Source organism: Bradyrhizobium sp. WD16, from assembly GCF_024181725.1.
Classification (GTDB): domain Bacteria; phylum Pseudomonadota; class Alphaproteobacteria; order Rhizobiales; family Xanthobacteraceae; genus Bradyrhizobium_A.
In genome coordinates this window covers 1,534,983-1,556,239 of the sequence record NZ_CP028908.1, presented here as the reverse complement: position 1 = coordinate 1,556,239, position 21,257 = coordinate 1,534,983, and the positions used below count along the sequence as shown (strand labels likewise).

The 21,257-nt window shown below is 63.6% G+C and carries 16 protein-coding genes, 1 pseudogene and 1 riboswitch; of the genes and pseudogenes, 8 read left to right on the top strand and 9 right to left on the bottom strand.

The features are described from left to right. Positions 1-4 precede the first annotated feature (4 nt). A complete protein-coding gene (locus DB459_RS07215; protein WP_253712213.1) occupies positions 5-1,630 on the top strand; it encodes an FMN-binding glutamate synthase family protein in 1,626 nt (541 codons plus the stop codon). Between the two features lie 71 nt (positions 1,631-1,701). Here DB459_RS07215 and DB459_RS07210 read toward each other — a convergent pair whose 3' ends face one another. After that, positions 1,702-3,681, bottom strand: a complete 1,980-nt coding sequence (locus DB459_RS07210; RefSeq protein ID WP_253712212.1) for a carbohydrate porin — start codon at positions 3,679-3,681, stop codon at positions 1,702-1,704. 190 nt (positions 3,682-3,871) lie between these two features. Beyond that, positions 3,872-4,714 (bottom strand): creatininase family protein, encoded by an 843-nt coding sequence (locus DB459_RS07205; RefSeq protein ID WP_253712211.1) that lies wholly within the window; start codon positions 4,712-4,714, stop codon positions 3,872-3,874. 220 nt (positions 4,715-4,934) lie between these two features. Between DB459_RS07205 and DB459_RS07200 the strand changes: the two genes are divergently transcribed. The 5 genes from DB459_RS07200 to DB459_RS07180 are packed head-to-tail and all read left to right on the top strand — an operon-like array spanning position 4,935 to position 9,372. After that, positions 4,935-6,014 (top strand): ABC transporter substrate-binding protein, encoded by a 1,080-nt coding sequence (locus DB459_RS07200; protein ID WP_371926889.1) that lies wholly within the window; start codon positions 4,935-4,937, stop codon positions 6,012-6,014. 14 nt (positions 6,015-6,028) lie between these two features. Beyond that, positions 6,029-6,853: an ABC transporter ATP-binding protein gene (locus tag DB459_RS07195; protein WP_253712210.1), complete on the top strand. Its 825-nt coding sequence runs from the start codon at positions 6,029-6,031 to the stop codon at positions 6,851-6,853. Further along, positions 6,850-7,668, top strand: coding sequence for an ABC transporter permease (locus DB459_RS07190; protein WP_253712209.1), 819 nt, complete (start codon positions 6,850-6,852; stop codon positions 7,666-7,668). Before DB459_RS07195 ends, DB459_RS07190 begins: the two co-directional genes overlap by 4 nt. Further along, entirely contained in the window at positions 7,665-8,645 is a 981-nt protein-coding gene (locus DB459_RS07185) for a 2-hydroxyacid dehydrogenase (RefSeq protein WP_253712208.1), read from the top strand. Before DB459_RS07190 ends, DB459_RS07185 begins: the two co-directional genes overlap by 4 nt. Before the next feature lies 1 nt (position 8,646). Beyond that, positions 8,647-9,372 carry a protease inhibitor Inh/omp19 family protein gene (locus DB459_RS07180; RefSeq protein ID WP_253712207.1) on the top strand — a complete coding sequence of 242 codons (726 nt, stop codon included), beginning with the start codon at positions 8,647-8,649 and terminating at the stop codon, positions 9,370-9,372. Between the two features lie 70 nt (positions 9,373-9,442). Here DB459_RS07180 and DB459_RS07175 read toward each other — a convergent pair whose 3' ends face one another. The 4 genes from DB459_RS07175 to DB459_RS07160 all read right to left on the bottom strand — a co-directional run bounded on the left by DB459_RS07175 (position 9,443) and on the right by DB459_RS07160 (position 14,632). Beyond that, positions 9,443-9,676, bottom strand: a complete 234-nt coding sequence (locus DB459_RS07175) for a hypothetical protein (protein ID WP_253712206.1) — start codon at positions 9,674-9,676, stop codon at positions 9,443-9,445. Positions 9,677-9,813: 137 nt separating this feature from the next. After that, positions 9,814-10,386 (bottom strand): HdeD family acid-resistance protein, encoded by a 573-nt coding sequence (locus DB459_RS07170; protein ID WP_253712205.1) that lies wholly within the window; start codon positions 10,384-10,386, stop codon positions 9,814-9,816. A gap of 472 nt (positions 10,387-10,858) precedes the next feature. Further along, positions 10,859-12,313 (bottom strand): PepSY domain-containing protein, encoded by a 1,455-nt coding sequence (locus DB459_RS07165; RefSeq protein ID WP_253712204.1) that lies wholly within the window; start codon positions 12,311-12,313, stop codon positions 10,859-10,861. Between the two features lie 15 nt (positions 12,314-12,328). Further along, entirely contained in the window at positions 12,329-14,632 is a 2,304-nt protein-coding gene (locus DB459_RS07160) for a TonB-dependent siderophore receptor (protein ID WP_253713456.1), read from the bottom strand. A 176-nt stretch (positions 14,633-14,808) separates the two neighbouring features. Further along, a riboswitch (cobalamin riboswitch) is annotated at positions 14,809-15,011 on the bottom strand. A gap of 574 nt (positions 15,012-15,585) precedes the next feature. Between DB459_RS07160 and DB459_RS07155 the strand changes: the two genes are divergently transcribed. Both DB459_RS07155 and DB459_RS07150 read left to right on the top strand, forming a co-directional pair. Beyond that, positions 15,586-16,602, top strand: a complete 1,017-nt coding sequence (locus DB459_RS07155; RefSeq protein ID WP_253712203.1) for an ABC transporter substrate-binding protein — start codon at positions 15,586-15,588, stop codon at positions 16,600-16,602. A 426-nt stretch (positions 16,603-17,028) separates the two neighbouring features. Beyond that, a pseudogene (locus tag DB459_RS07150) lies at positions 17,029-17,445 on the top strand (MAPEG family protein). A 467-nt stretch (positions 17,446-17,912) separates the two neighbouring features. On the opposite strand, the gene DB459_RS07145 reads toward DB459_RS07150, so the two are convergent. The 3 genes from DB459_RS07145 to sigJ all read right to left on the bottom strand — a co-directional run bounded on the left by DB459_RS07145 (position 17,913) and on the right by sigJ (position 21,035). After that, positions 17,913-19,505, bottom strand: a complete 1,593-nt coding sequence (locus DB459_RS07145) for an MFS transporter (protein WP_253712201.1) — start codon at positions 19,503-19,505, stop codon at positions 17,913-17,915. A 22-nt stretch (positions 19,506-19,527) separates the two neighbouring features. Beyond that, a complete protein-coding gene (locus DB459_RS07140) occupies positions 19,528-19,842 on the bottom strand; it encodes a putative quinol monooxygenase (protein ID WP_253712200.1) in 315 nt (104 codons plus the stop codon). A 218-nt stretch (positions 19,843-20,060) separates the two neighbouring features. Further along, entirely contained in the window at positions 20,061-21,035 is a 975-nt protein-coding gene (sigJ, locus tag DB459_RS07135) for an RNA polymerase sigma factor SigJ (RefSeq protein ID WP_253712199.1), read from the bottom strand. Positions 21,036-21,257 lie beyond the last annotated feature (222 nt).

Here is a 21,257-nt window from a genome sequence, read left to right as displayed (position 1 = left end):
GATCATGGAAACCCTAATGCTGCCGTTCACCCCGCGCTTCATCGTGCTGACCATCTGCACGGTGGTGACGGCGCTCCTGCTCGTCCTCGGCATCTTCGACCATAAAGTCTTCGATCTCGTGCTGCTGCCGCTGGTGATCTTCGCGGCGCTCACCGCGCTGGGCTTCCGCGACCTGGTGCAGAAGCGCCACGCGGTATTGCGCAACTATCCGATCTCCGCGCATCTGCGATTTCTTCTCGAGGAGATCCGGCCCGAGATGCGGCAGTATTTCTTCGAGAGCGAGAAGGACGGCAAGCCGTTTAGCCGCGACACCCGCGCGGTGGTTTATCAGCGCGCCAAGATGGACCTCGACAAGCGGCCGTTCGGCACGCAGGAGGACGTCTATCGCGAGGGCTACGAATGGATGCACCATTCGGTGGCGCCGAAGCCGGTCGCTTCCGAGATGTTCCGCCTGGCGATTGGCGGCCCTGACTGCCTCAAGCCCTATTCGGCCTCGATCTTCAACGTTTCGGCCATGAGCTTCGGCGCCCTCAGTCCCAATGCGGTGCGCGCGCTCAATGGCGCCGCCAGGAAGGGTGGCTTCGCCCAGGATACCGGCGAGGGCGGCATCAGCCCCTATCATCGAGAGATGGGCGGCGACCTGATCTGGGAGGTCGGTTCGGGCTATTTCGGCTGTCGCACCGTCGACGCCAATTTCGACGGCGAGAAATTCGCGGGGCTGGCCGTGCTCGATCAGGTCAAGATGGTCGAGCTCAAGATCAGCCAGGGCGCCAAGCCGGGCCACGGCGGCGTGCTGCCGGCAGCCAAGGTGTCGCGCGAGATCGCCAGCATCCGTGGCGTGCCGCTCGGCGAGGATTGCATCTCGCCACCCTATCACAAGGCGTTCGCCGATCCGATCGGGATGATGCGCTTCATCGCCGAGATGCGCCGCCTGTCGGGCGGCAAGCCGGCCGGTTTCAAGCTGTGCATCGGCCATCCCTGGGAGTTCCTGGCGATCTGCAAGGCGATGCTGGAGACCGGCAGCTATCCCGATTTCATCGTGGTCGACGGCAACGAGGGCGGGACCGGCGCGGCGCCGCTCGAATTCATGGACCATATGGGCATGCCGATGCGCGAAGGTGTCAATTTCGTGCATAACGCGCTCGTCGGCATCGGCGCTCGCGACCGCATCCGTATCGGCGCTTCGGGCAAGATCGCCACGGCCTTCGATATCGCCCGCGCCATGGCGCTCGGCGCCGACTGGTGCAACGCGGCCCGCGGCTTCATGTTTTCGATCGGCTGCATCCAGTCGCTGAGCTGCCACACCGATCGCTGTCCCACTGGCGTCGCGACCCAGGACCCGACCCGGGCGCGGGCCCTGGTGGTGCCGGACAAGCTGACCCGCGCCTGCAATTATCATCACGCCACGCTGCATGCGCTGGCGGAAATCACCGCGGCGGGCGGCTTCACGCATCCGGGTGAAATGATGCCGGCGCATTTCTCGCGCCGCGTCTCCGGTGTCGAGGTGATGACCTTCACCCAGCTCTATCCGGCATTGCGGCCGGGTGAGCTGCTCGAGGGCACCAAGGATCTGCGCTATCGCGACGCCTGGGCGATGGCGCGGCCGGACACCTTCGCCGCGGCGGTCTGACAGGGCGCAGGCGTTGCTTCTTCCGCTGCCGTCGCCGCCCGCAAAAGCGGGTGGCTCAGCCCCAGCGCGGCTCAGAACTCCGCGTGCGCGCGGGCCGAGAAGATCGATACCGGCCCGCGGTCGGTGTTGTAGGCGGGATCGACGATCAGCTGGTAGTCGGCGGTCAGGGTCAGGCTCTTGTTCACCGCATAGGCGTAATAGCTCTCGAGAATCTTCTCGGTGCCGTAGTTGAGCCGGCCGTCGCCGATCAGCAGCCCATTGCCGCCGGCGGCAAGGAAATCGCGATGGGCGCCGGACAGGCCGTTGATGGCGCCGCCGATGCCGAACGTGTCGGAGCCACGGCCCCAATAGCTGCCCTTCACCGAAAGGCCGCCGGACAGGCTGCGGTCGATGTCGGTAAAGGACAGGATCTCGTTGCGGCCATCGTTCCAGCTCGCCCGCGCGAACAGGCCGACATCATTGACCACTTGCTGTTCGAGATTGACGTAGAAGCCGTATTTGTCGCGCTGGCGGCGGTCCGCAACGATTGCGGTGTTGATGTCGATGGTCGGATCCGCCGCGACGATGCCGAGCGCGTCCCGGTAGTTGCCGGTGCTGCCGCGGTTGAGGAAGGCGCCGAGCCGCAGTTTGCCGGGCTGCTCGAAAATGTTGTGGCGCTCCTCGAACTCGACCACCGTGCCGCCGGTGTTGAAGGTCAGCACGTCGCTGTTCGGCTCGGACGGCACCTGGAACAGGCCGGCGCGCAGCGCCCAGGACTTGCGGTTGAGTTCGACGACGCCGCCGCGGGTGAAGCCGGGCAGGTCCGCGGGGAAGTCATAGGCCGCCGAAGCCCACATCGCCCAATTCATGAAATCGACGCGCGGGTCCTTGGCGTAGGCGTTGCCGTCGAAGAAGTCGCCGACGGCGAAGCGTCCGACGATCAGCGTCAGGCGGTCGATGTCGCGCTTGCCGGAGAGCTGGTTGGGTCCGTCGGGCACGTCTTCCTGTTCGCCGCCGAAGCCGAAGGTCTGGCGCAGGTAATAGCGCTGGGCGCGGAAGCGGGGATATTCGGCGCCGCCTTTCTGCGCTTCGCCATTGGCGAAGCCGGCAAGGCCCAGGGTGCTGCCGATGCCGAAGCCTTGGGCGAGCTCGGGATTGAAGTAGAACTCGCCGCCTTCCCACAGCCGCCAGCCGAGGAAGGCGTCGACCGTCCAGGTCTCGCGGCCCTGGGCCGGGCTCGGCAGGCTGTTGGCGCCCTGATAGGGCGCCCGGAAGCTCGGATAACCTTGCGTGATCAGCGTCGTCTGGCCGTGGATGCTCCAGTCGGGGTCGGGCAGTGCGGCCGGCTTCTTGATCGCGCTGTCGACGCCTGCGGCATCCCACAGGCGATAATTCAGGCCGAGCCTGACCGCCTGGAGACTGGGATCGATCCGTACCGGCGTCGGCTGCGTCGCCAGGGTGAAGGTGCGGCCGCCGAGGCCGAAGTAGTCGTATTCCAGCTTGGCGCTCCAGGCGCCGCCGATCGCTACCTCGACGCCGGCGCCGGCGACCCAGCCGTAATGCATGTGACCGGGCTGGGCGATGGTGTTGCCCTGGGTGTTATTGGCATGGACATGCATGCGGCCGAAGGCGAGACCTCCGGTGACGTAAGGCAAGACGGTGCCGAACGCATAGCCGATGCGTCCGCGCGCGGTGCCGATGTAGTCGAGGGTGCCGTTGTAAGGCGCAATCGCGAGGCGCGGCTTGTCGAGCGGGCTGACAAAGGAGACATCCGCCTCGGTTCCGACGACGAGATTGTTCGACAGTTGCCAGTTGGCGCCAACCTGAAAGCCGCCGACCAGGCCGGTGGCGCTGTGCGGAAAGAAAACACCCTGCAGCGGCAGCGGGTTGCTGTTCGGGCCGAGGCCGCCGAAGCCGTAACCGACATTGCCGCCGAAATAGATGCCGCTCCAATCATAGACCGTCTGAGCGACCGCCTTGCGGGCGGCGGGCGCAACGATGCGATCGGCGGCCATGGCGACGCCGTCGAGCCAGAGCGCCGCGAGGGCAAGACCGGCCGCAAGCTGCTTCATCGTGATTCGTCACTCCGTTTGCCCCTCCTGTCGCACGACCGCCGCGGCGGAGCCACTCCCGACAGGATTACCCGGGCGCCCTTTATCGCTCCTGCGAGGCATTTGCAACTAACTCGCCTCGTTCGGGCAATCGTTTTGGTGGTTCTTGGCGACAGTATCATGACACCGCGGAGAATCGCAGGCGACCGGCTTACGCGCCTCGGCGCGCCGGCCCGGGACGCAGAGCGGCGAGGTCGAACCGATCGACATCGGCCAGGAGTTCGCAGAACGCCGCGGCGCCATGGTCGATCAGCCGCCGGCCTTTTTCCGCGCTCGCTTGCGTCGCGTCGCCCACCGCGCCCGATGGATGAAGGTCCTGGGCCTGCCAGGCGAAGGGCGCCGGCCGTTGTGTCGAGAGGTAACGATAGTTCGCCACGAAACCGAGGCTCGCCGGCTCGAAATTGGCGATCAGGCTTTTTTGCACCTGATCCGGAAAGGCCGCCAGCATGATCGAGGTCTCGATCGCTCCGCCGTGAATGCCATGTCGGATCTCGCTGTCGCTGAACATTCCCGGCGGCTGGCCGAAGCGATGCCAGTTGGTGGTCACCGCAAGCAACCCGAAGCGCGCGCGCAATTCCTGCGCCACCAGCATCATCGCGGCGGTGTTGCCGCCGTGGCTCGTCACCATCACCAGCTTGCGCAATCCCCTTCCGGCGATGTCGGCGCCGATGCCCATCCAGGCTGCGAGCGCCCCTTCGGTGGTCAGCGTCCGCGTGCCGGCAAAATCGGTGTGCTCGATGGAAAGCCCGACCTCCTCGACCGGCAGGAATGTCACCGGCAGCGAGGCCGGCAGCAATTCCATCGTGCGCGCCAGATAGGCTTCGGCGATCAGTGTGTCGGTTTCGAGCGGCAGGTGCGGTCCATGCTGCTCTGTTGCCGCCAGCGGCAGCACGGCGATCCAGCGCTCGGCGGCGCCGGGCGGCAGTTCGGACCAGCGGACGTCTGCCCAGGCACGGGCAGGCGGGGACCGGGTTTCATTCATGGCGTCGGGCATCGGATCGGGATCGTTCCGTTTCAGGCATTTTAAAGCATTGATTCGCAGGTTAGCCTGCCCGCGCCCGCCGCGCCTTGGCGGGCACTGCCGAAGATCTCGGTTCGAAGGCTATCTCGTTTGAAGGCTTCCGAATTCGAAGGCTTCCTAATTCGAAGCATTCCTAATTCGAAGTCTTCCCAGTCCGAAGTTTATCACGAAAACCCCTGCAACGGAGTCCTCGATGACATTGCCCGTCCCCCGCCGCGCCCTGTCCGGCCATCGCCTGTTCGGCGCCGTGGTGCTGGCCGCCGTGATGGCGGCGACGGGAATGCCGCTGCGCGCCGAGACGCCGGCAGCATCTGCATCACAGCAGGGCGCGATCACGCCTGACAAGGTCCGTTTCGGGACCAACTGGGTGGCCGAGGCGGAGCATGGCGGTTTCTTCCAGGCCGTCGCCGACGGCACTTACGCCAAATACGGCCTCGACGTCACCATCGTGCCCGGCGGACCCAACGTCAATAACCGCATCCTGCTGGCCTCGGGCAAGCTCGACTTCTTCATGAGCGCCAATTCGCTGCAGACCTTCGATGCCGCGGCGAACAATATTCCCGTGGTGGCGGTGGCCGCGATGTTCCAGAAGGATCCTCAGGTCTTTCTGGCTCATCCCGAAGCCAAGGTGGAGAAGATCGGGGATCTCAAAAACCTCACGCTGTTCGTCTCCAAGGAGGGCATGACCACCTATTACCAGTGGCTCAAGCTCGAATACGGTTTCTCCGAAACGCGGGTGAAGCCCTACACCTTCAATGCCCAGCCCTTCCTCGCCGACAAGCGCAGCGCCATGGAAGGCTACGCCACCTCCGAGCCTTTCGCGGTGGAAAAGCAGGCCGGCTTCAAGCCGACGGTGATTTCGATCGCCGATGCCGGCTTCAACAGCTATTCGACCCTGATCGAGACGCGGCGCGATCTCGCCGAAAACAAGCCGGATCTCGTGCAGCGCTTCGTCGATGCCTCGATCATCGGCTGGTACAATTATCTCTACGGCGACAACAAGCCCGGCAACGCCCTGATCAAGACGTTCAATCCTGACATGACCGACGATCTCCTCGCCTTCTCGGTCGCGAAGATGAAGGACTACGGCATCGTCGATTCCGGCGATGCGCTCAAGGACGGCATCGGCGCCATGAATGACGCCCGCTATGCGAGCTTCTTCGACAAGATGGTGCGCGCCGGCGTGGTCAAGCGCGACATCGATTTTCGCAAGGGCTACACACTGCGCTTCGTCAACAAGGGCGTCGGTCTCGACCTGCGTCCCAAGAACTGATTTGGCGGCGCATCATGCAGGATGACGGCCCGGGGCGCGAGCGGGCGAGCACGGGGCCTGAACCCGCCGTCAGCCTGCGCGCCGTTTGCAAGGCCTATGACAACGGCGTCCGCGCGCTCGACGCGCTCGATCTCGACGTCGGCCGCGGCGAATTCGTCGCGCTGCTCGGCCCGTCCGGTTGCGGAAAATCCACCGCCCTGCGCCTCGTTGCCGGACTGAGCCGGCCGACCGCCGGCGAGATCCGCGTTGCCCGCGCCGCGCCGCGCCGCCACGCCGGCCATGCCATCGGCTTCGTTTTCCAGGAGCCGACCCTGATGCCCTGGGCCAGCGTCTTCGACAATGTCCATCTGCCGCTGCGCCTCGTCCATGCGCCGCGGCCGGACGCCGAGGCGCGCGTCCGCTCGGCGCTCGACGGCGTCGGCCTCGCCGATTTCGCCCGCGCCTATCCGCGCGAACTGTCCGGCGGGATGAAGATGCGGGTCTCGCTCGCCCGCGCCCTCGTCACCGACCCGGACATCCTGCTGATGGACGAGCCGTTCGCGGCGCTCGATGAGATTACCCGCTTCCGCCTCAACGACGACCTGCTCGCGCTCTGGCGCCGGCTCGGCAAGACCATCGTCTTCGTTACCCATTCGGTGTTCGAATCGGTTTATCTCGCCCAGCGCGTGGTGGTGATGACGCCGCGTCCGGGACGCATTCATTCCGAGTTCCGGATCGAGGCGCCGCTGGCGCGCGGCGAGGATTTCCGCACCTCCGCGTCCTATGGCGCCCAATGCCGGGCGGTGTCGCGGGCGTTGGCGGAGGCGAGCGGTCAGCCGCCATCGCGGGGTGCGTCATGAGCAACGCGCCAACCCCGGCGACCGCGCCACGCAACAGCCGCGGCTTGCGCATCGTGCTGCCGATGCTGGTGATGGCGGCGGCCATCGGCCTCTGGGAAGCCGTGGTGCGCCTCAAGGGGATTCCGCCCTATGTCCTGCCGGCGCCTTCGGTGGTGGCGACGACGCTGGTCGCCGATTGGTCGGTGCTGTTCGCCTCGCTGCTGGTGACGCTCACCACCACGCTGGAAGGCTTTGTCGCCGCCGCCGTGGGCGGCATCGCGCTGGCGTTGCTGTTCAGCCGCTCGCGCATCGTCGAATATTCGCTATTCCCCTATGCGGTGATCCTGCAGGTCACGCCGGTGATTGCGATCGCGCCGCTGCTCCTGATCTATCTGCCGCAGCAGCTCGCGGTGGTGGTCTGCGCCTTCATCGTCGCGTTCTTTCCGGTGCTGTCCAACACCACCCTGGGGCTCAATTCGGTGGACCGCAACCTCGCCGGGCTGTTCACGCTGTATGGCGCCTCGCAGCTGCAAAGCCTGACGCTGCTGCGGTTGCCGTCGGCCCTGCCCTATACGCTCGGGGGGCTGCGGATCGCCGGCGGTTTGTCGCTGATCGGGGCGGTGGTGGCCGAAATCGCGGCGGGTTCCGCCGGCGCCGGCTCGGGGCTCGCCTATCGCATTGCGGAATCGGGCTATCGCCTCAACATTCCGCGCATGTTTGCTGCGCTTCTGCTGCTCTCGGCGGCCGGCATTGTGATCTATATGCTGCTCTCGCTGGCCTCGCATCTTATGCTACGACGCTGGCACGAAAGTGCGCTTGGAAAGGACATTGGATGACTGCGGGGACTTCCGGGAAGGTCGATGTGCTGGTCTATGGCCAGCCGAAACCCCTCGTGAGCGAGGGGCTCAGCGGCGTATTCACGGTTCATGCGGCGGAGAGCCGCGGCGATCTCGACCGCATCAGCGAGGCCGTCGCCGGCCGGATCCGGGGCGTCGCCATTACCGGCCTCGTCAGCGCCGACAAGGCGATGATGGCCCGCTTCCCCGGGCTCGAGCTGATCTCGTCCTTCGGCGTTGGCTATGACCACGTCGACTGGGCGGCGGCGCGCGAGCGCAGCATCATCGTCACCAACACCCCGGACGTGTTGACCGAGGAAGTTGCCGACGTGGCGCTCGGGCTGCTGATCGCGACGGTGCGAGAGTTCGTTGCCGCCGATCGGTTCGTCCGCTCCGGCCAGTGGGCCAGGGGTAATTACCCGCTGACCCAGGGCTCGCTGCGCGGCCGCACCGTCGGTATGGTCGGCATGGGCCGCATCGGCCAGGCGATCGCCCGCCGGCTCGACGCATCGCTGGTGCCGGTGGTGTATCACTCGCGCAATCCGGCGGCCGGGGTCGGCTACAAGCACTATGCCAATCTGGTGGAGATGGCGAAGGCGGTCGACACCCTCGTCGTCATCACGCCGGGTGGGGCGTCGACCGCCAAGCTGGTCAACGCCGAGGTCATCGATGCGCTCGGCCCGAACGGCGTCATCGTCAATGTCGCGCGCGGCAGCGTGATCGACGAGGACGCCCTGATCGCGGCGCTCAAGGCGCGCAAGATCCTGGCGGCGGGATTGGATGTGTTCGCCAACGAACCCAATGTGCCGGAGGAGCTGCGCGCGCTGCCCAATACGGTGCTCCTGCCCCATGTCGGCTCGGCCTCGATCATCACCCGCAACGCGATGGACCAGCTCGTGGTGGATAACCTCAAGGCCTGGTTCGCGGGCCAGGCGCCGCTGACCCCGATTCCGGAAACGCCGGTGAAGGGCCGCTGAGGTGGCGGCGCGGCCGGGACTGCGGCGCGTGCTGCCGGCAGTGCTCGCCGCGCTGGTCGCGGCGATTCCGGCGGCAGTCGTGTTGCCGGCGCCCAGCCGCGCCGAGGAGGGCCGCAGCCTCGCTGCCGAAATGGTCGGCCAGTGGGAGCTGTCCACTGCCGAGCGCAGCAAGACCTGCGTCATCACCTTGAAGAGCGATGCCGCCACCGGCGGCATGAAGCTCGAGCTGGAGAATGGCTGCGCCGCGGCGCTGCCCTTCACCCGCGACATCGTCGCCTGGAGCATCAAGGGGCTCGACATCGTCCGCCTGCAGGATGCCAAGGGACAGCCGGTGATCGACGTCACCGAAGTCGAGAGCGGCATCTTCGAGGGACAGCGGCCGAACGAGGGCGTTTATTTGTTGCAGAACCTCGCGGCGGCCCGGGCGCTCACCAAGTCCATGGACCAGATGATCGGCGACTGGTCGGTGGTGCGCGGCGACGACCGCGCCGTCTGTGGCCTGACCCTGACCAATACCGAAACCGTGCCGGACAGCTACGCGGTCTATCTCAAGCCGCGCTGCGACGCGGTTCTCAAGACCTTCGGCCCGGTGGTGTGGCGGCTGGAGCGCGGCGAATTGCAGCTGATCAACGCCAAGGGCGAGATCTGGCGCTTCGAGGCCGACGACAACGCCCAGTGGCGGCGCGTTCCCGACACCGCCGATCCTTTCATCCTGGTGCGGCAATAGACATGCGGCAAGAGGCGGCGGTGTCTGTGCGGCGCCAGTTCGCGCCAGCGCGCGGTCTGCGGTCCCGAGCTCAGGAGCCGTCGAAGAGGGCTCCCCGCGATCCGCGATAGGACCGACGCAGCAGGGCGTAGAGGCTGCCGCCGGTCGCGGCGCCGAGCACGTAGACGACGATGACGAGGATCGCCAGCGGCAGCCGCACGCTGGAGCCGAGAAACCACATGGTCACGGCGTTGAGGTTCTGCAGGGCGAAGATCGCCGTTCCCGCCACGAACAGGATGATGACGACGAGATAGAGCCAGCGCACGAATGCCTCCTCTCTGGAGCGTTCTCGAGCGAAGCGAGGACGTTTCGCTCGAGGATGCGCGTCAAGACGAAACCCAGAGTCTTTCGTTCCGACGAAACCGGAGCGTCAGAGGATATTCCAAGGAGGCGCGGCTTGCGTCAACGCTCCCGCAGGCCGAAGCCGATACCGAGCCAGCCCGCGCCGGCGACGATCAGGTCGATGCCGAGGAACAGGCCGAGCACATAAAGCGTATCGATCGGCCAGTGCGACAGGATGATCAGGCCAAGCAGGAACGTGACGAGGCCGGACAGCGCGATCCAGACCCATGGCGCCTCGTGCTTCATGCCGAAGGCGAGAACGATGCGGACGAGGCCGGACGCCGTCAGCGACACGCCGAGGACCAAGGTGAGAAACGCCGCGGCGAGCAGTGGATTCTCGAAGGTGACGAAGCCGGCGACGACGTAGAGCACGCCGATCAGCCCCCACAGCACGGTCTTGCTCCAGCTGTCGAGCTGGAACGCACTGACGATTTCGGCGAGGCCGACGATCATCATCATGGTGCCGACTACGAGGACGCTGGCGACCGTCGCTGTCAGCATGCTGCCCAGCGCGATGATGCCGGCGATCACGTAGATGACGCCGAGCGCGATGATCCAGGCCGACCTGACCTGCCATGGCTTGGGCCCTGGCCGGGATTGATCGAGATTTAAGTTGCCGGAAACTTGGGTCATGACGATTCTCCATGGCCGAAAATGGCCAAAACCGATCCGACTTCCGCACGCGAGACATTCAGCCGGACACGGCGCAGGCGACGCTCAAACGACGGTCCACAACGTGGCTGTGCCTGTGCGTCCTGCCATGCTGCTCAATCAGGAATTGTCAGACTTGATCCATGTCAACGTGGCGCCGTCATAACGACGGTGCCGGACCACCGATGGCGCACGGCGGGGCCGGCGCCTTCATGGCGTCCAGCCGCTCATGATCAGCGCCGCTGCCTCTTGCGGTGATAGAGGCCGCTGAAGGACGCCTCGCTGCCGCCGCGCGCCCGCACGGCGCAGCATATCTGACGTGAGATCGTCTGCCGGCGACCCTTCGATGCGACAGCTGGGACGTCCCGCCCCGGTCAGGCCACGTGATTGCCGATTCGTGCCTCCTCCTGACCGCAATTCTGGGCGGCGGCAACGACGCAGCGTGCGCCTCGGTTCACCTTCGCCCGCTCATGCCCTTCCTTGCTGACACCGTCGACCGGAGCCGACGCCAGCCGATCACGACGCCTGTGGCGCTGAAGAGTAAGCCGAAGCCGCATAACGAGACGATCAATGCGCTCTGCAGGTAAGGATGCGACCGGAGACCGGGTAAATCCGCGGTATGAAGCGCGCTGTACAGCCATCGATAGGCTCGTCGCGATCGATCGAGTCTCTCCAGAATCTCGCCGCTCGCGCCGTCGACCTGAAGCCAGACATCGTTGCAGATCGAGCGATAGACGGGGGCTCCGGGCACGGACGATCTGACCGGATAGTGATCGTTCGTCGCCACGATCCTGGGCGCAGCACATCCATCGGCAAGTCGTTGGACGAGATCGCCGACTTCGCCAGCTTCCAGGAAGCCGCCGGGTGATCGCGATCCGGCTCCCGCCATTGGGACGAGCGTTTGGCCGTCGAATCCGATTCGTTCTCGACGGTAGAACCGTCCGTCAAACACGAACCATTCGACCTCTCTCGCGGTCGAAGAGATTTTCTGGGAATGGTTCTCGGTCGGGTCACGCCACAGCGGCGGCGTCCCGAGCGCCATGCGTTCCGCCTCGGTCAACTGGCCACGGGAAAACAGGCGGCCATGATCCATCGACAGCCAGCCGCTGAAAGTCCAGGTGAGCACAAAGCTCCCGCAGATGAGTCCGAGCAGGTGGTGCCAGCCCTGCCAACCGGCGCGCGACCATTTGAGACGGCGTGAGAGCGGCCTCCATCTGGCCACACCGAGCACGCTGCCCGAGATGGCCGCAATCATGGCCAGCAGGGACAGCCGCCATACCACCGCGTCCCATAACGTCCATCGATTTCGCAAGGACGTTGGATATATCCAGTGCACGACGCTGCCGGCATAATTCCACCACCGCTGTGATCGAGTGGTGTCGAGAACAACCTCGCCGGTCATAGAGGAGACGTAGATTTCGGTTCCGTTCGCGTCCTGCAAGGCGACGCGATACAATGGCCTATGCCGGTCGAATGCGTTCGGAACCGTCCATTGGTCGTAGTCCGTCACCGCGGTCGCAATTGCCCGTGATGCGTCCATTCCGCGACGACGTGCGTTGTCCTTGGCGATATCGAGCGCCAATTGAGCGCCCGCGACGGCAGCAGTGGAGAGGTCGCCGGCGTGGACAGATCTGGTGCCTGACGTTCCGCTCACCACATAGACCGGCCCGTCGATTCGCTGCAGCAGCCGGACTCGCGTCGCATCATTGATCCCGCCGGCGATCACCGCCTCACTGGGGTCTCGGACGACTAGCGACAGGTCGATCGGGATCAAGCCTTCGAACCGCTGCGTCTCTTTCAGGGACGGGAACGGAACAAAGTGCATCACGATCCCGCTCGCGAACCACATGGCGAACAACGCGCAGAACGCCACCCCCAGCCATCGATGAGTTAACCGAAGCAGATACATGGCTAGATCAGCACATCACCATTTGAATGCGGCGGAAAGCTCATAGGTTCGCGGAGCTCCGAGCAGAACCTGATCGGGATAGAACGGATCACCCCAAATGGCATAACGCTTGTCCGTCAGATTTCGTATGCGGAACGTCACCCGGGTCTGCTCGACTGCATCGAAGACGGACTTTGGGATGTCGACGAATGCATAGGCATCCGCGACGGTGTAGGCCTTCAGCGCAACCGTGTTGGCATCGGTGTTGTACCGATCGCCGACGTGACGTGCGGATATGCCGACCTCAACAGGCCAAGGGGTGGAGAATTGATAGGACGTTCCGGCGTTGGCTACGACACGGGGTACGTTCGGCGGGGCATTCCCGGAAAACGAGCCGCCGGCAAAGGTGTAGTCGGCATACCGCGCATCGACATAGGCGACGTTGCCCCAGATCTTCCACGCCGGCGTCAGGCGGATGGCGGCAGCCAGTTCCACGCCCTTCGATTCCTGCCGTCCGGCGATGTTGAGCTGCATTCCACCGGCCGCTGCATAGACGTTCTTTCGCAAGACGTCGAATAAGGAGAAGGACCATTCCGCCCTGTTGTCCCAGAACAGGTGCTTGACGCCCGTCTCATAGGTGCGGGACGTGGTCAAATCGAGCGGCTGGCGCGGCCCGAGCAGGAAGGTGTTGTTCGCCGAGACGTCCGCACCGGTGGCATATTGGCTGAAGAAGGTCAGGCCGGGGATGGCTTCCCAAGTATAGCCGATCCGGCCCGTCAGCGGCGTCCAGGATTTTGAGAACGGAAAGCCCGCCTTCTCCGCGCCGTTGACATCGGTCGAATTTCGGTCGAGCCCGATATGCTCCAGCCGCAAGCCGCCAACGAGCGCGAATGTTCGCGTGATCTTCAGGCGGTCTTCTACTGACAGTGACTCATTGTCGATCCTTGCGGTCTGCTGCTGCGTCGTCAGAGGCCCGTAGTATCCCCTGATCGGATCGACCAGCGTGACCAGGTCGTGCGGGAAATTGGCCGCGCCCGGGCGGACGAAGTCGAGGCCGCTCGCCGCAAAGGTTGCCACCAATCGGTTTCCCAAGCCCGCGATGTCGGAGTCCCACGTCAAATCGGTGATGCTTCCCGCCAGTTTCTGGTTGTGCGCCACGAAGAACCGCTCTCGATCGACCAGGTTCAGACTGGCGTTGAATGCTTCCACCTCGTTGTTGAACCACTCACGTTCCGCGCCGTAACCATAGACTTGGCTCTTCAGTGTCAGATTCGGCGCAACAGTGAGCTCGAAACCGCCACGAAGCCACAGCTCCTTTGCATCGGTATGGTTGTCGAGTACGTTGTAATTGGTCGTGAAGGTGCGGTCATCGATCGTGACGGGCCCGAGATTCGAACCATTGTAGTTCGAGACGTAGCTTCCGGAGACGATGCCGGTCGTGGCATGGGGGCCGCTGAATGCGGCAGAGACCAGCGGTGCGCCCCAGTAGGCCTTCGACCGGTCTTCCTTGTACTCGATGGCCCCCCAGATCTTGAAATTGTCCGATAGGCGGTAGTTCAGTCGACCTGACACATCCAGTAACCCGGTGTTCGTATCGTCGACAAAGCCGCTTAGCGACGACCGGCTGATATCGAACCGGTAGTCCAGTCCCTGAATGTTGGTGCTTCCGCCTGAGCCGTAGTAACTGCGGAAGGACGATAGTGAGTCGTATGAGAAGAGCGCCTCGTTCCGGATCGGGCCGGTGTGCGGTTGTTTCGTCACGAAATTGACGGCGCCGCCACTCGCGCCTTCTCCTGACATAAGAGAAGCGGGTCCTTTCAGGAATTCGACGCTTTCCAGATTGGCCGTGTCCATGAACCGAGACGTCATGTTCTGAGGGCCGACCTTGATGCCATTGTAGAGCACATTGATCTGGCTGTTGGTAAAGCCGCGCATTGAGAAGGCTGACGGCTCGGCGGGATTATCGCCCGACGTCACGCCGACCGCGCCCTGCGCCACTTCCGTTACTGTTCGATAGCCGCGGTCGCCGATGGTCTGTTGCCCGATCACTTCGATGGTCGCGGGAACCTCGCGCGCGCTCAAGCCCAGTCGCGAAGCGCTTTCGGCAACGGTTCCGGTGTTGAGCGGCGTCTGCACCGCGTTTCGGGCGTCTTCCTTCTGCTCGGTGGCGTTGGATGTCGCTCCGATTGGTGCTGCCGGGCGCGGGCGCGATCCCGAATCGCGGCTCCGCTTTGTCCCCGTTCGATTTTGGGTCGCCGGCGGAGAGACCTCGATAGGCGGCAGCTGACTGGAAGAGGGAAGCTGCTGTCCCTGCGCGGCAGAGACGTCAAGCGCGAGCATGGAGACGAGAAAGCCGGATGCAAACAGGAAATTGCGGCGCGGGTCGCCGGTGGTGGCAGAAGACAAGGTTCGGACCTCGGTATGACGTCAGTGGCACGTCACAGCGAGCCAAGTTTCACCTTTAGGCCGACAACCTTCAGTGAAGCAATGTCTGTACTCCCCGACCGACATTTTCGCGTGTGACCACGGCTGACGGCAGGTCTCCTGGCTCGCGGGTCGTTACCTTGCGTCGCCTTCCCGGGGCCGAGTCGCCCAGTGGCTCGTGACACAAGGTTCGCCGCTTACAGTTGCGGGGGCAGCTGCGGAATCGAGCAAGCTTCCTTGCACCGCATTCCCTTTTCATCCCCAATAATGAGGAACCGTCCCGAATATCTAAAGCTATGTCGCGCTGGGAGTCAAATGCAGCCGCCGCCAGCAGCGCGGCTGAGATGGCGCCATCATTTGTTTGTTCAGCCAACCAGGTTTGGGGTCGTCAGCGGACGGTCGTGCCGTCTTGCGTCGGGGCAATCGGTCGGAGAAATTCGGACAATCGGCGTGGTCAGAGGAAGCCTTCTACTTTTCTCGAATTGCGCCATGAGCCCCGACGCGCCAATGGGCTAACAGCATACAGAGGCAAGGATTCAAATCAGCCTCGTCGCCTTCAAGCCGGCATGGCCGTGCCGGCCGATGTTGGGCGGTAGCGCACAGTGGTGCCGGGCGGCGGCACCAGCATGCCTCCGCTTCAGAGACTGCCAGCGTACGAATCTCGGCATTCGCTTCGAAGCATCACTGTCGAATCGACTGGTACCGACGGCCTCGACTGCTCACGCCTCCGGCGATGAACATCCGACAGACAGCGCGTCTGTCGCAAAAGTTGGAATACTCATTTCGTGCGACCGCCGAAAAACAGAATAGTCCGTGACATCCATACATTTTATGGTGGAAGCATCGAGACCTGCTCAACAGGAGCCGCCGTGACCAGCCCGTTTTTCGTCTCCCGTCGTTCCCTGCTCAGCGTGCTTGCGGGAGGCCTCGTCGCCGGCAGCGCAGGAGCGCAAACCAGGCGAGGCTCGGATAGCGATCTCGGCGGGGTCACGCTGCGCGTGGCCCATTACAAGGGCGGTTGGCGCGCCCTGCTTCGGGCCGCCGGGGAAGACAAGACGCCATACAAGATCGACTGGAAGGAGCTCAACAACGGCGTCCTGCACATCGAGGCGCTCAACAGCGATGCCCTCGATCTCGGTTCGGGCAGCGAAATTCCTGCAATGTTCGCCGCCCGCCAAAATGCCAATGTGCGCTTCATCGCTGTGTCGCACGAGGACCTCAACACCCAGGTCACCGTCGCTGCCAAGGATTCGCCGATACGTTCGATCGCGGATCTCAAGGGCAGGAAGGTCGGTTACGTGCGCGCAACGACCGCCCACTATTTCCTGTCCAAGCAGCTCGAGGAGGTCGGCCTTTCCTTCAACGACATCGACGCCATCAACCTGACGCCGTCCGACGGCTATTCGGCCTTCACCTCCGGTAAGCTCGATGCCTGGGCGATCTACGGTTACAATGGTCAGCTCGCCATATCCAGGCAGGGAGCGCGCCTCCTGAAGACCGGCGTTGGCTATCTTTCCGGAAATTTCCCGGTCTATGCCAACCCGAAGGCCATCGACGACGCCTTGCGTCATGCGGCCATGGCCGACCTTTTGCTCCGGATCCAGCGCGCCTATGCCTTTGCCAACAAGAATTTCCCGGTCTACGCCGCGGCACAAGTGGCCGAAACGCATTTGCCGCTCGACGATATCCTCGATCAGTTCGCCCATCGCAGCACCGACTTTTCGCTCGTCGGCGTGACACCGGATATACCCGATACCCATCAAAAGGTCGCCGACACCTTCCTCAAGCTCGGCGTTCTCGACACCCGGGTCGAAGTCGCAAGGTTCTGGGACACCAGCTTCAGCGAGATCCTCGCCAACGGCGCGGCCAAGCTGGCAACGCAGTGACGCGATCGCTGACCGGCGCATTCTGATGGACGTAGCGCGCTGAGAATGAAGCGAACTTCGGATTCGGGGCTCTAGTGTCCCGGTTCTAGCGTTCGTATTTCCTTGCAGCGAGCACTTCTACGAACGTTAGAACCAAAGGGACACTAGTGTCCTGTCTCCGAATTACCGCCCCATTTGCCTCACGCTCGCACGGTCATTCGGAGACATAAGGACACTAGCAAAATCAAAGTGCTAGTGTGGCTTATGTCTCGCAATTGCCTACGAGAGGTTCGCCGCAAAGGCGGTAGGTAATTGCGAGACGCCACACTAGCATGATTATGATTCTAGTGCGGTTTTGGATCTGACGCGCGTATGAAGAGTTCGCTGCAATACTGATACGAGCGTCAGATCCACCGCACTAGACAGCTTCAGCGCTTTGAGGCTGCTGTGGCCGTTCCTGCCGACGATGATGTGGTCGTGAGGAGCGTACTGATCGCGGTCACCCTGCCTTATGTCTGCTTCGGCATCGCCCGAAACAGAGGCCGAGGGCCGGATGGGAAAAGACTACGTGACAACCGAAATCCGCGTGACTTCCCGAATCGCATTGAGGGTCTGCCGAAACGGGCCTGGGACGCTCATGTCAATGCTTTCGAGTCGCTGGCTGGCTTTGCGGCAGCGGTAATCATCGCGCTCTTCGTGCATGCTCCTCAGAACCAGATTGACCTATTGGCGTCCGTTTGAGTTCTGGCCCGGATGGCACACGTGACCTTTTACCTCACCGACAAAGACAAGCTGCGCACATCAGCCGAACTCGTCAGTCTCGTCTGCGCATTGGGATTGTTTATTATTGCGGGCTTGAGCTAGACGGCAGCATCCCTGTCATTTCAGGAGTGTGTCAAATCGTTCGCATGGGGAATATCGAGTCAAGCGCGTAAATTATGGTGACGCCGGCTAGTCTCCGCGTTGCGTTGCGATCCAAAGTCCGAGCCTGATCTCGTGACACGAGCCGTTGCCGTCACGGCATTGACCGCCAAAGAGCAATTCGCTCATGCGAACGCCACGGGCCGCCGAACACTACCCCTCCCACGACGACAAATTCCTGCCGTCGTGGTCCGGCGGGGAGGCGGGCAGGAAATCGTAGAATCGGCGGAGTTTGGCGCGCCGGGAGGGATGAAACTGATAACTACGTCTCCGCTGGAGCACTATGATATTGTGGCCGTTCGCCGATGGATGCCGCCGTGAGCGGCCGAGGAGCGCCGAAGTGACTACGACTGATTTGCTCCGCAGCGCTTGCCCCTCGATGTGCGGAGATGAAGGTCGGTCGAACCCCGCTAATCCGCGATGGGTGAGGTGGAAGGGCCGCAACGGGAGATATTAGCCACCACGGCAGCTTCAGCGGCAGTCTCCGGGTTCCGGCGTCCCGCGAGTCTCCTGACGGAGACGAGGCTGAGAGCCGGCGCTACCAGGAAAACGCCGAACAGCAAGCGCGCGGCACCCGATGCACCTTCCGCGCCGCCCGGGTCGCTGAGCCCGCCGAGATTGGCCACCATGCCCGCGGCCGCGGCACTGAATGCTGTCGCGCAGAGCTGGACGGTCGTGATCGAGCCTGCCGCCAGCCCCTGCTCCGACACCGGCGACTCCTTAAAGACGTTTGTCACAAGGTGCGGCCAGGTGACACCGATGCCCAGTCCGGCCAGAAGCAGGCCGGCGCAGATCGGCACCAGTTGCAATCCGACACCACCCGCCACCGGAACAAAGAAAAGCAGGACCACGAGACCGGCCAGGACAAACCCGGGGCCGGTACGGATTGCGCGAATCCCTGCTTCACCGGACCGACCCGCGCTCAGCATGGAGCCGAGCGTCCAGCCCATCGCCATCAGCGCGGCGAGATAGCCGGCGATTAAAGGCGACTGACCGTGGAGTACCTGGAGGAAATAGGGGACGAAAATGTCGGTCTGCATCCCCGCCACCAGGAGGGCGATCGTCGCGTAAAGCGCAACGAGTCGTCCGCCGGTATCGAGCGCCCCCTTCGGCAACAGGCGGGCGCGCCCGTTCAGTTCGGCCCGCAGAAGGAGCGCCGCCATTAGTCCGGCAAGCACCAATCCTGCTCCGTTCCATAAGGGATTGAGGCTGACGCCCCCCGCGGAGACCGCAACCACGGAGGCGGTCAGCAGGGCTAGTTGCGGGAGCGGCAGCGGCGAGGGCCCCTCAGCCTTGTCGCGGCTTCCCCTTGGAAGAACGGCGATCGCGATCGTTCCGAAGATCACCGAGAGCGGAACCAGAGACCAGAACGCCGCCCGCCAGATGCCCAATTCGGCAAACACGCCGCCGACGGCAGGACCAACCAATGTCGACACCCCCCACATTGCCGAGATCAGGCCGATGGCGTGCGACCACAGGGCTGCGGGATAGACGAGGCGGACGACAGCGTAAGCCAGGGTTAAGAGAAGTCCGCCGCCAAGACCTTGCACGAAACGTCCGGCAAGAAGCATCGGAAACGCCGGCGCCGCCGCGCAGATCACGGCGCCTGCCGCGAACAAGGCAGTGGCGGATGCGTAAGCGCGTCCCGGACCCACGCGGTCAAGCAGGCGCGACGACAGCGCGGCACCGAGGATTGAGGCCACGACAAACAGTGTCGTGCTCCAGGCATAGTATTCGAGCCCGCCGATGTCTCCGACGATGGACGGCATTATCGTGGTCACGATGTAGATGTTGAGGGCGTGTAGCGTGACGCCGCCCGCCAGAATGACGGAGTAGACGGCATTCCTGCCGCCGAGGAGCGCAGCCCACCCAGGGTGAGTCTCGCGCGCGCCAATCTCAATAGTGCTCATGTGAAACCTCAAGCAGCGATGCTGCGGTTTGAGTTTGTCGGGGGTGAAGAAAGCGCGCATCTTCATTGGAAAATCGGCGGATGGCGGATCCATCCGCCGGATCCTTGTCGATCAGCTAGGTGGCGGCGCCTTTCAGCCAGCACGGCGTTGCCGCGCGGAACTCAGAAGGACCGGCGAGCAGAGCGGCCGTTTCCCGCTCGTAGTCGGCGAACCAGGGCTGCTTCACGAATTGCTGGCCACTGGCCTGATCGGCGGCAAGCTGAAAGACGACGATCGCATCAGGATCGTTGTCGTCATAACAGTAGTAATAGGAGAGCTGGCCGCTACTGCCGGCGACATAGTCGCGTGCGTATTTTTCCCAGACCTGTCTGACCTCGTCGCGCTTTCCGGGTTTTGTCTTGTGCCTGATGAAGAGTGCGCTTTTACTCATGATGTTCTCCTCGAACTGCGCGGCCTGTGGCCGCCATTGGCGGGCTCGATGCCCATGCCTTTGTGACGTTCGAGGGGAGGTGTTTGTGACGCGCGGGAACGAAATCTCTGACGGCATGTCGTGGCGCCTGGCGAGGGGCGCCACTTTGAAAAAGACCTGGCGTGAGCGTCCGCCCGCGCCGAGTCCGCATTGGCTGGCGATTGAAGCGACCCGATCGGTCAGTGAATTGACGTATCGCTCAAGCCAGCGAGCTTGTCGGGGTTGCGCACGATGAAGATGTCGGTAACGCGATCTGAACGGTCGAAGGCGAACGAGACCGTTGCAACAATCTTGCCCTCCTGCTTCAGGATCAGCCCACGGGCGCCGTTGAGCTCGGTGATGCTCCATTCGTAGGCTGCCCACCATTCGCTCAGCCGCTCCTTCAGGAATGCCAGCACGGATTCTCCTTCTATGACACCGGACGCCGCCGCCACCTTGCCGCCGCCGTCGGCGGTCAGGCGCACATCGCCGGCCAGCATCGCGGCGAAGTCGCCGGACCGCCCCGTGCGAATGGCATCCTCGAAGGCCGCCAGCAGTTCCTCCTGTCTTTCTCGCGGCGGCTGGTATCTCACCTGGTCGTCACCGATACGCGCCTTGGCGCGCGACACGAGCTTGCGGCACGCCGGCTCGCTCATATCCTGCGACGCTGCGACGTCGGCATAGGGCATCTCGAATGTCTCGTAGAGCAGGTAGGCTGCCCTTTCCTTCGGCGTCAGCCGCTCCAGCATCAGCAGGAAGGCAGTCGAGAGAGAGGATGAAAGCTCCATTTGCGCCTCCGCCTCGCTGTCAATGAAAGTGTGGACCGGCTCTGGCAGCCAGTTGCCGACATAGTCCACGCGGCTGCGGTAGGCGGCGCGAAGCATGTCGATGGCGCGACGCGTGCAGGTGGTGGTGAGCCAGGCACCCGGCGATCCGATGGTCGCGATGTCGGTCTCCTGCCAGCGAAGGAAGGTGTCTTGAACCGCATCTTCGGCCTCAGCACGCGAACCGAGGATTCGGTAGGCGACGCCGAGCAGCCGTGGTCGCGCGTGCTCGAATATGTCGACATGTGTCGGCGTCGGGTTCCCGGACACACCTGTCTGCTTGTACGGCCCGGAAGGTCGCTTTGTGTTGGGTGTCATCGGCGACATTTCCCCATATGGCGCATTGCCCATGGCCTATTGACGATTCAACAGATCAACTTGTGACGCCGTCCGATACTATTTTTCGCCGTCCGAGCGGAGACTAACGAACGGAGCAAAGTTCACTGGTCGTCAAGCGGGCGCCACAGAAGTCCGACGCCGTCGCTTTTTTCAAGTAACGACCGCTTCCCCACCTGATTCTGACCTTGCCGCTTGACCGTGCGACGGTCGGCTATGGGTCGCGGATTGTCGTAT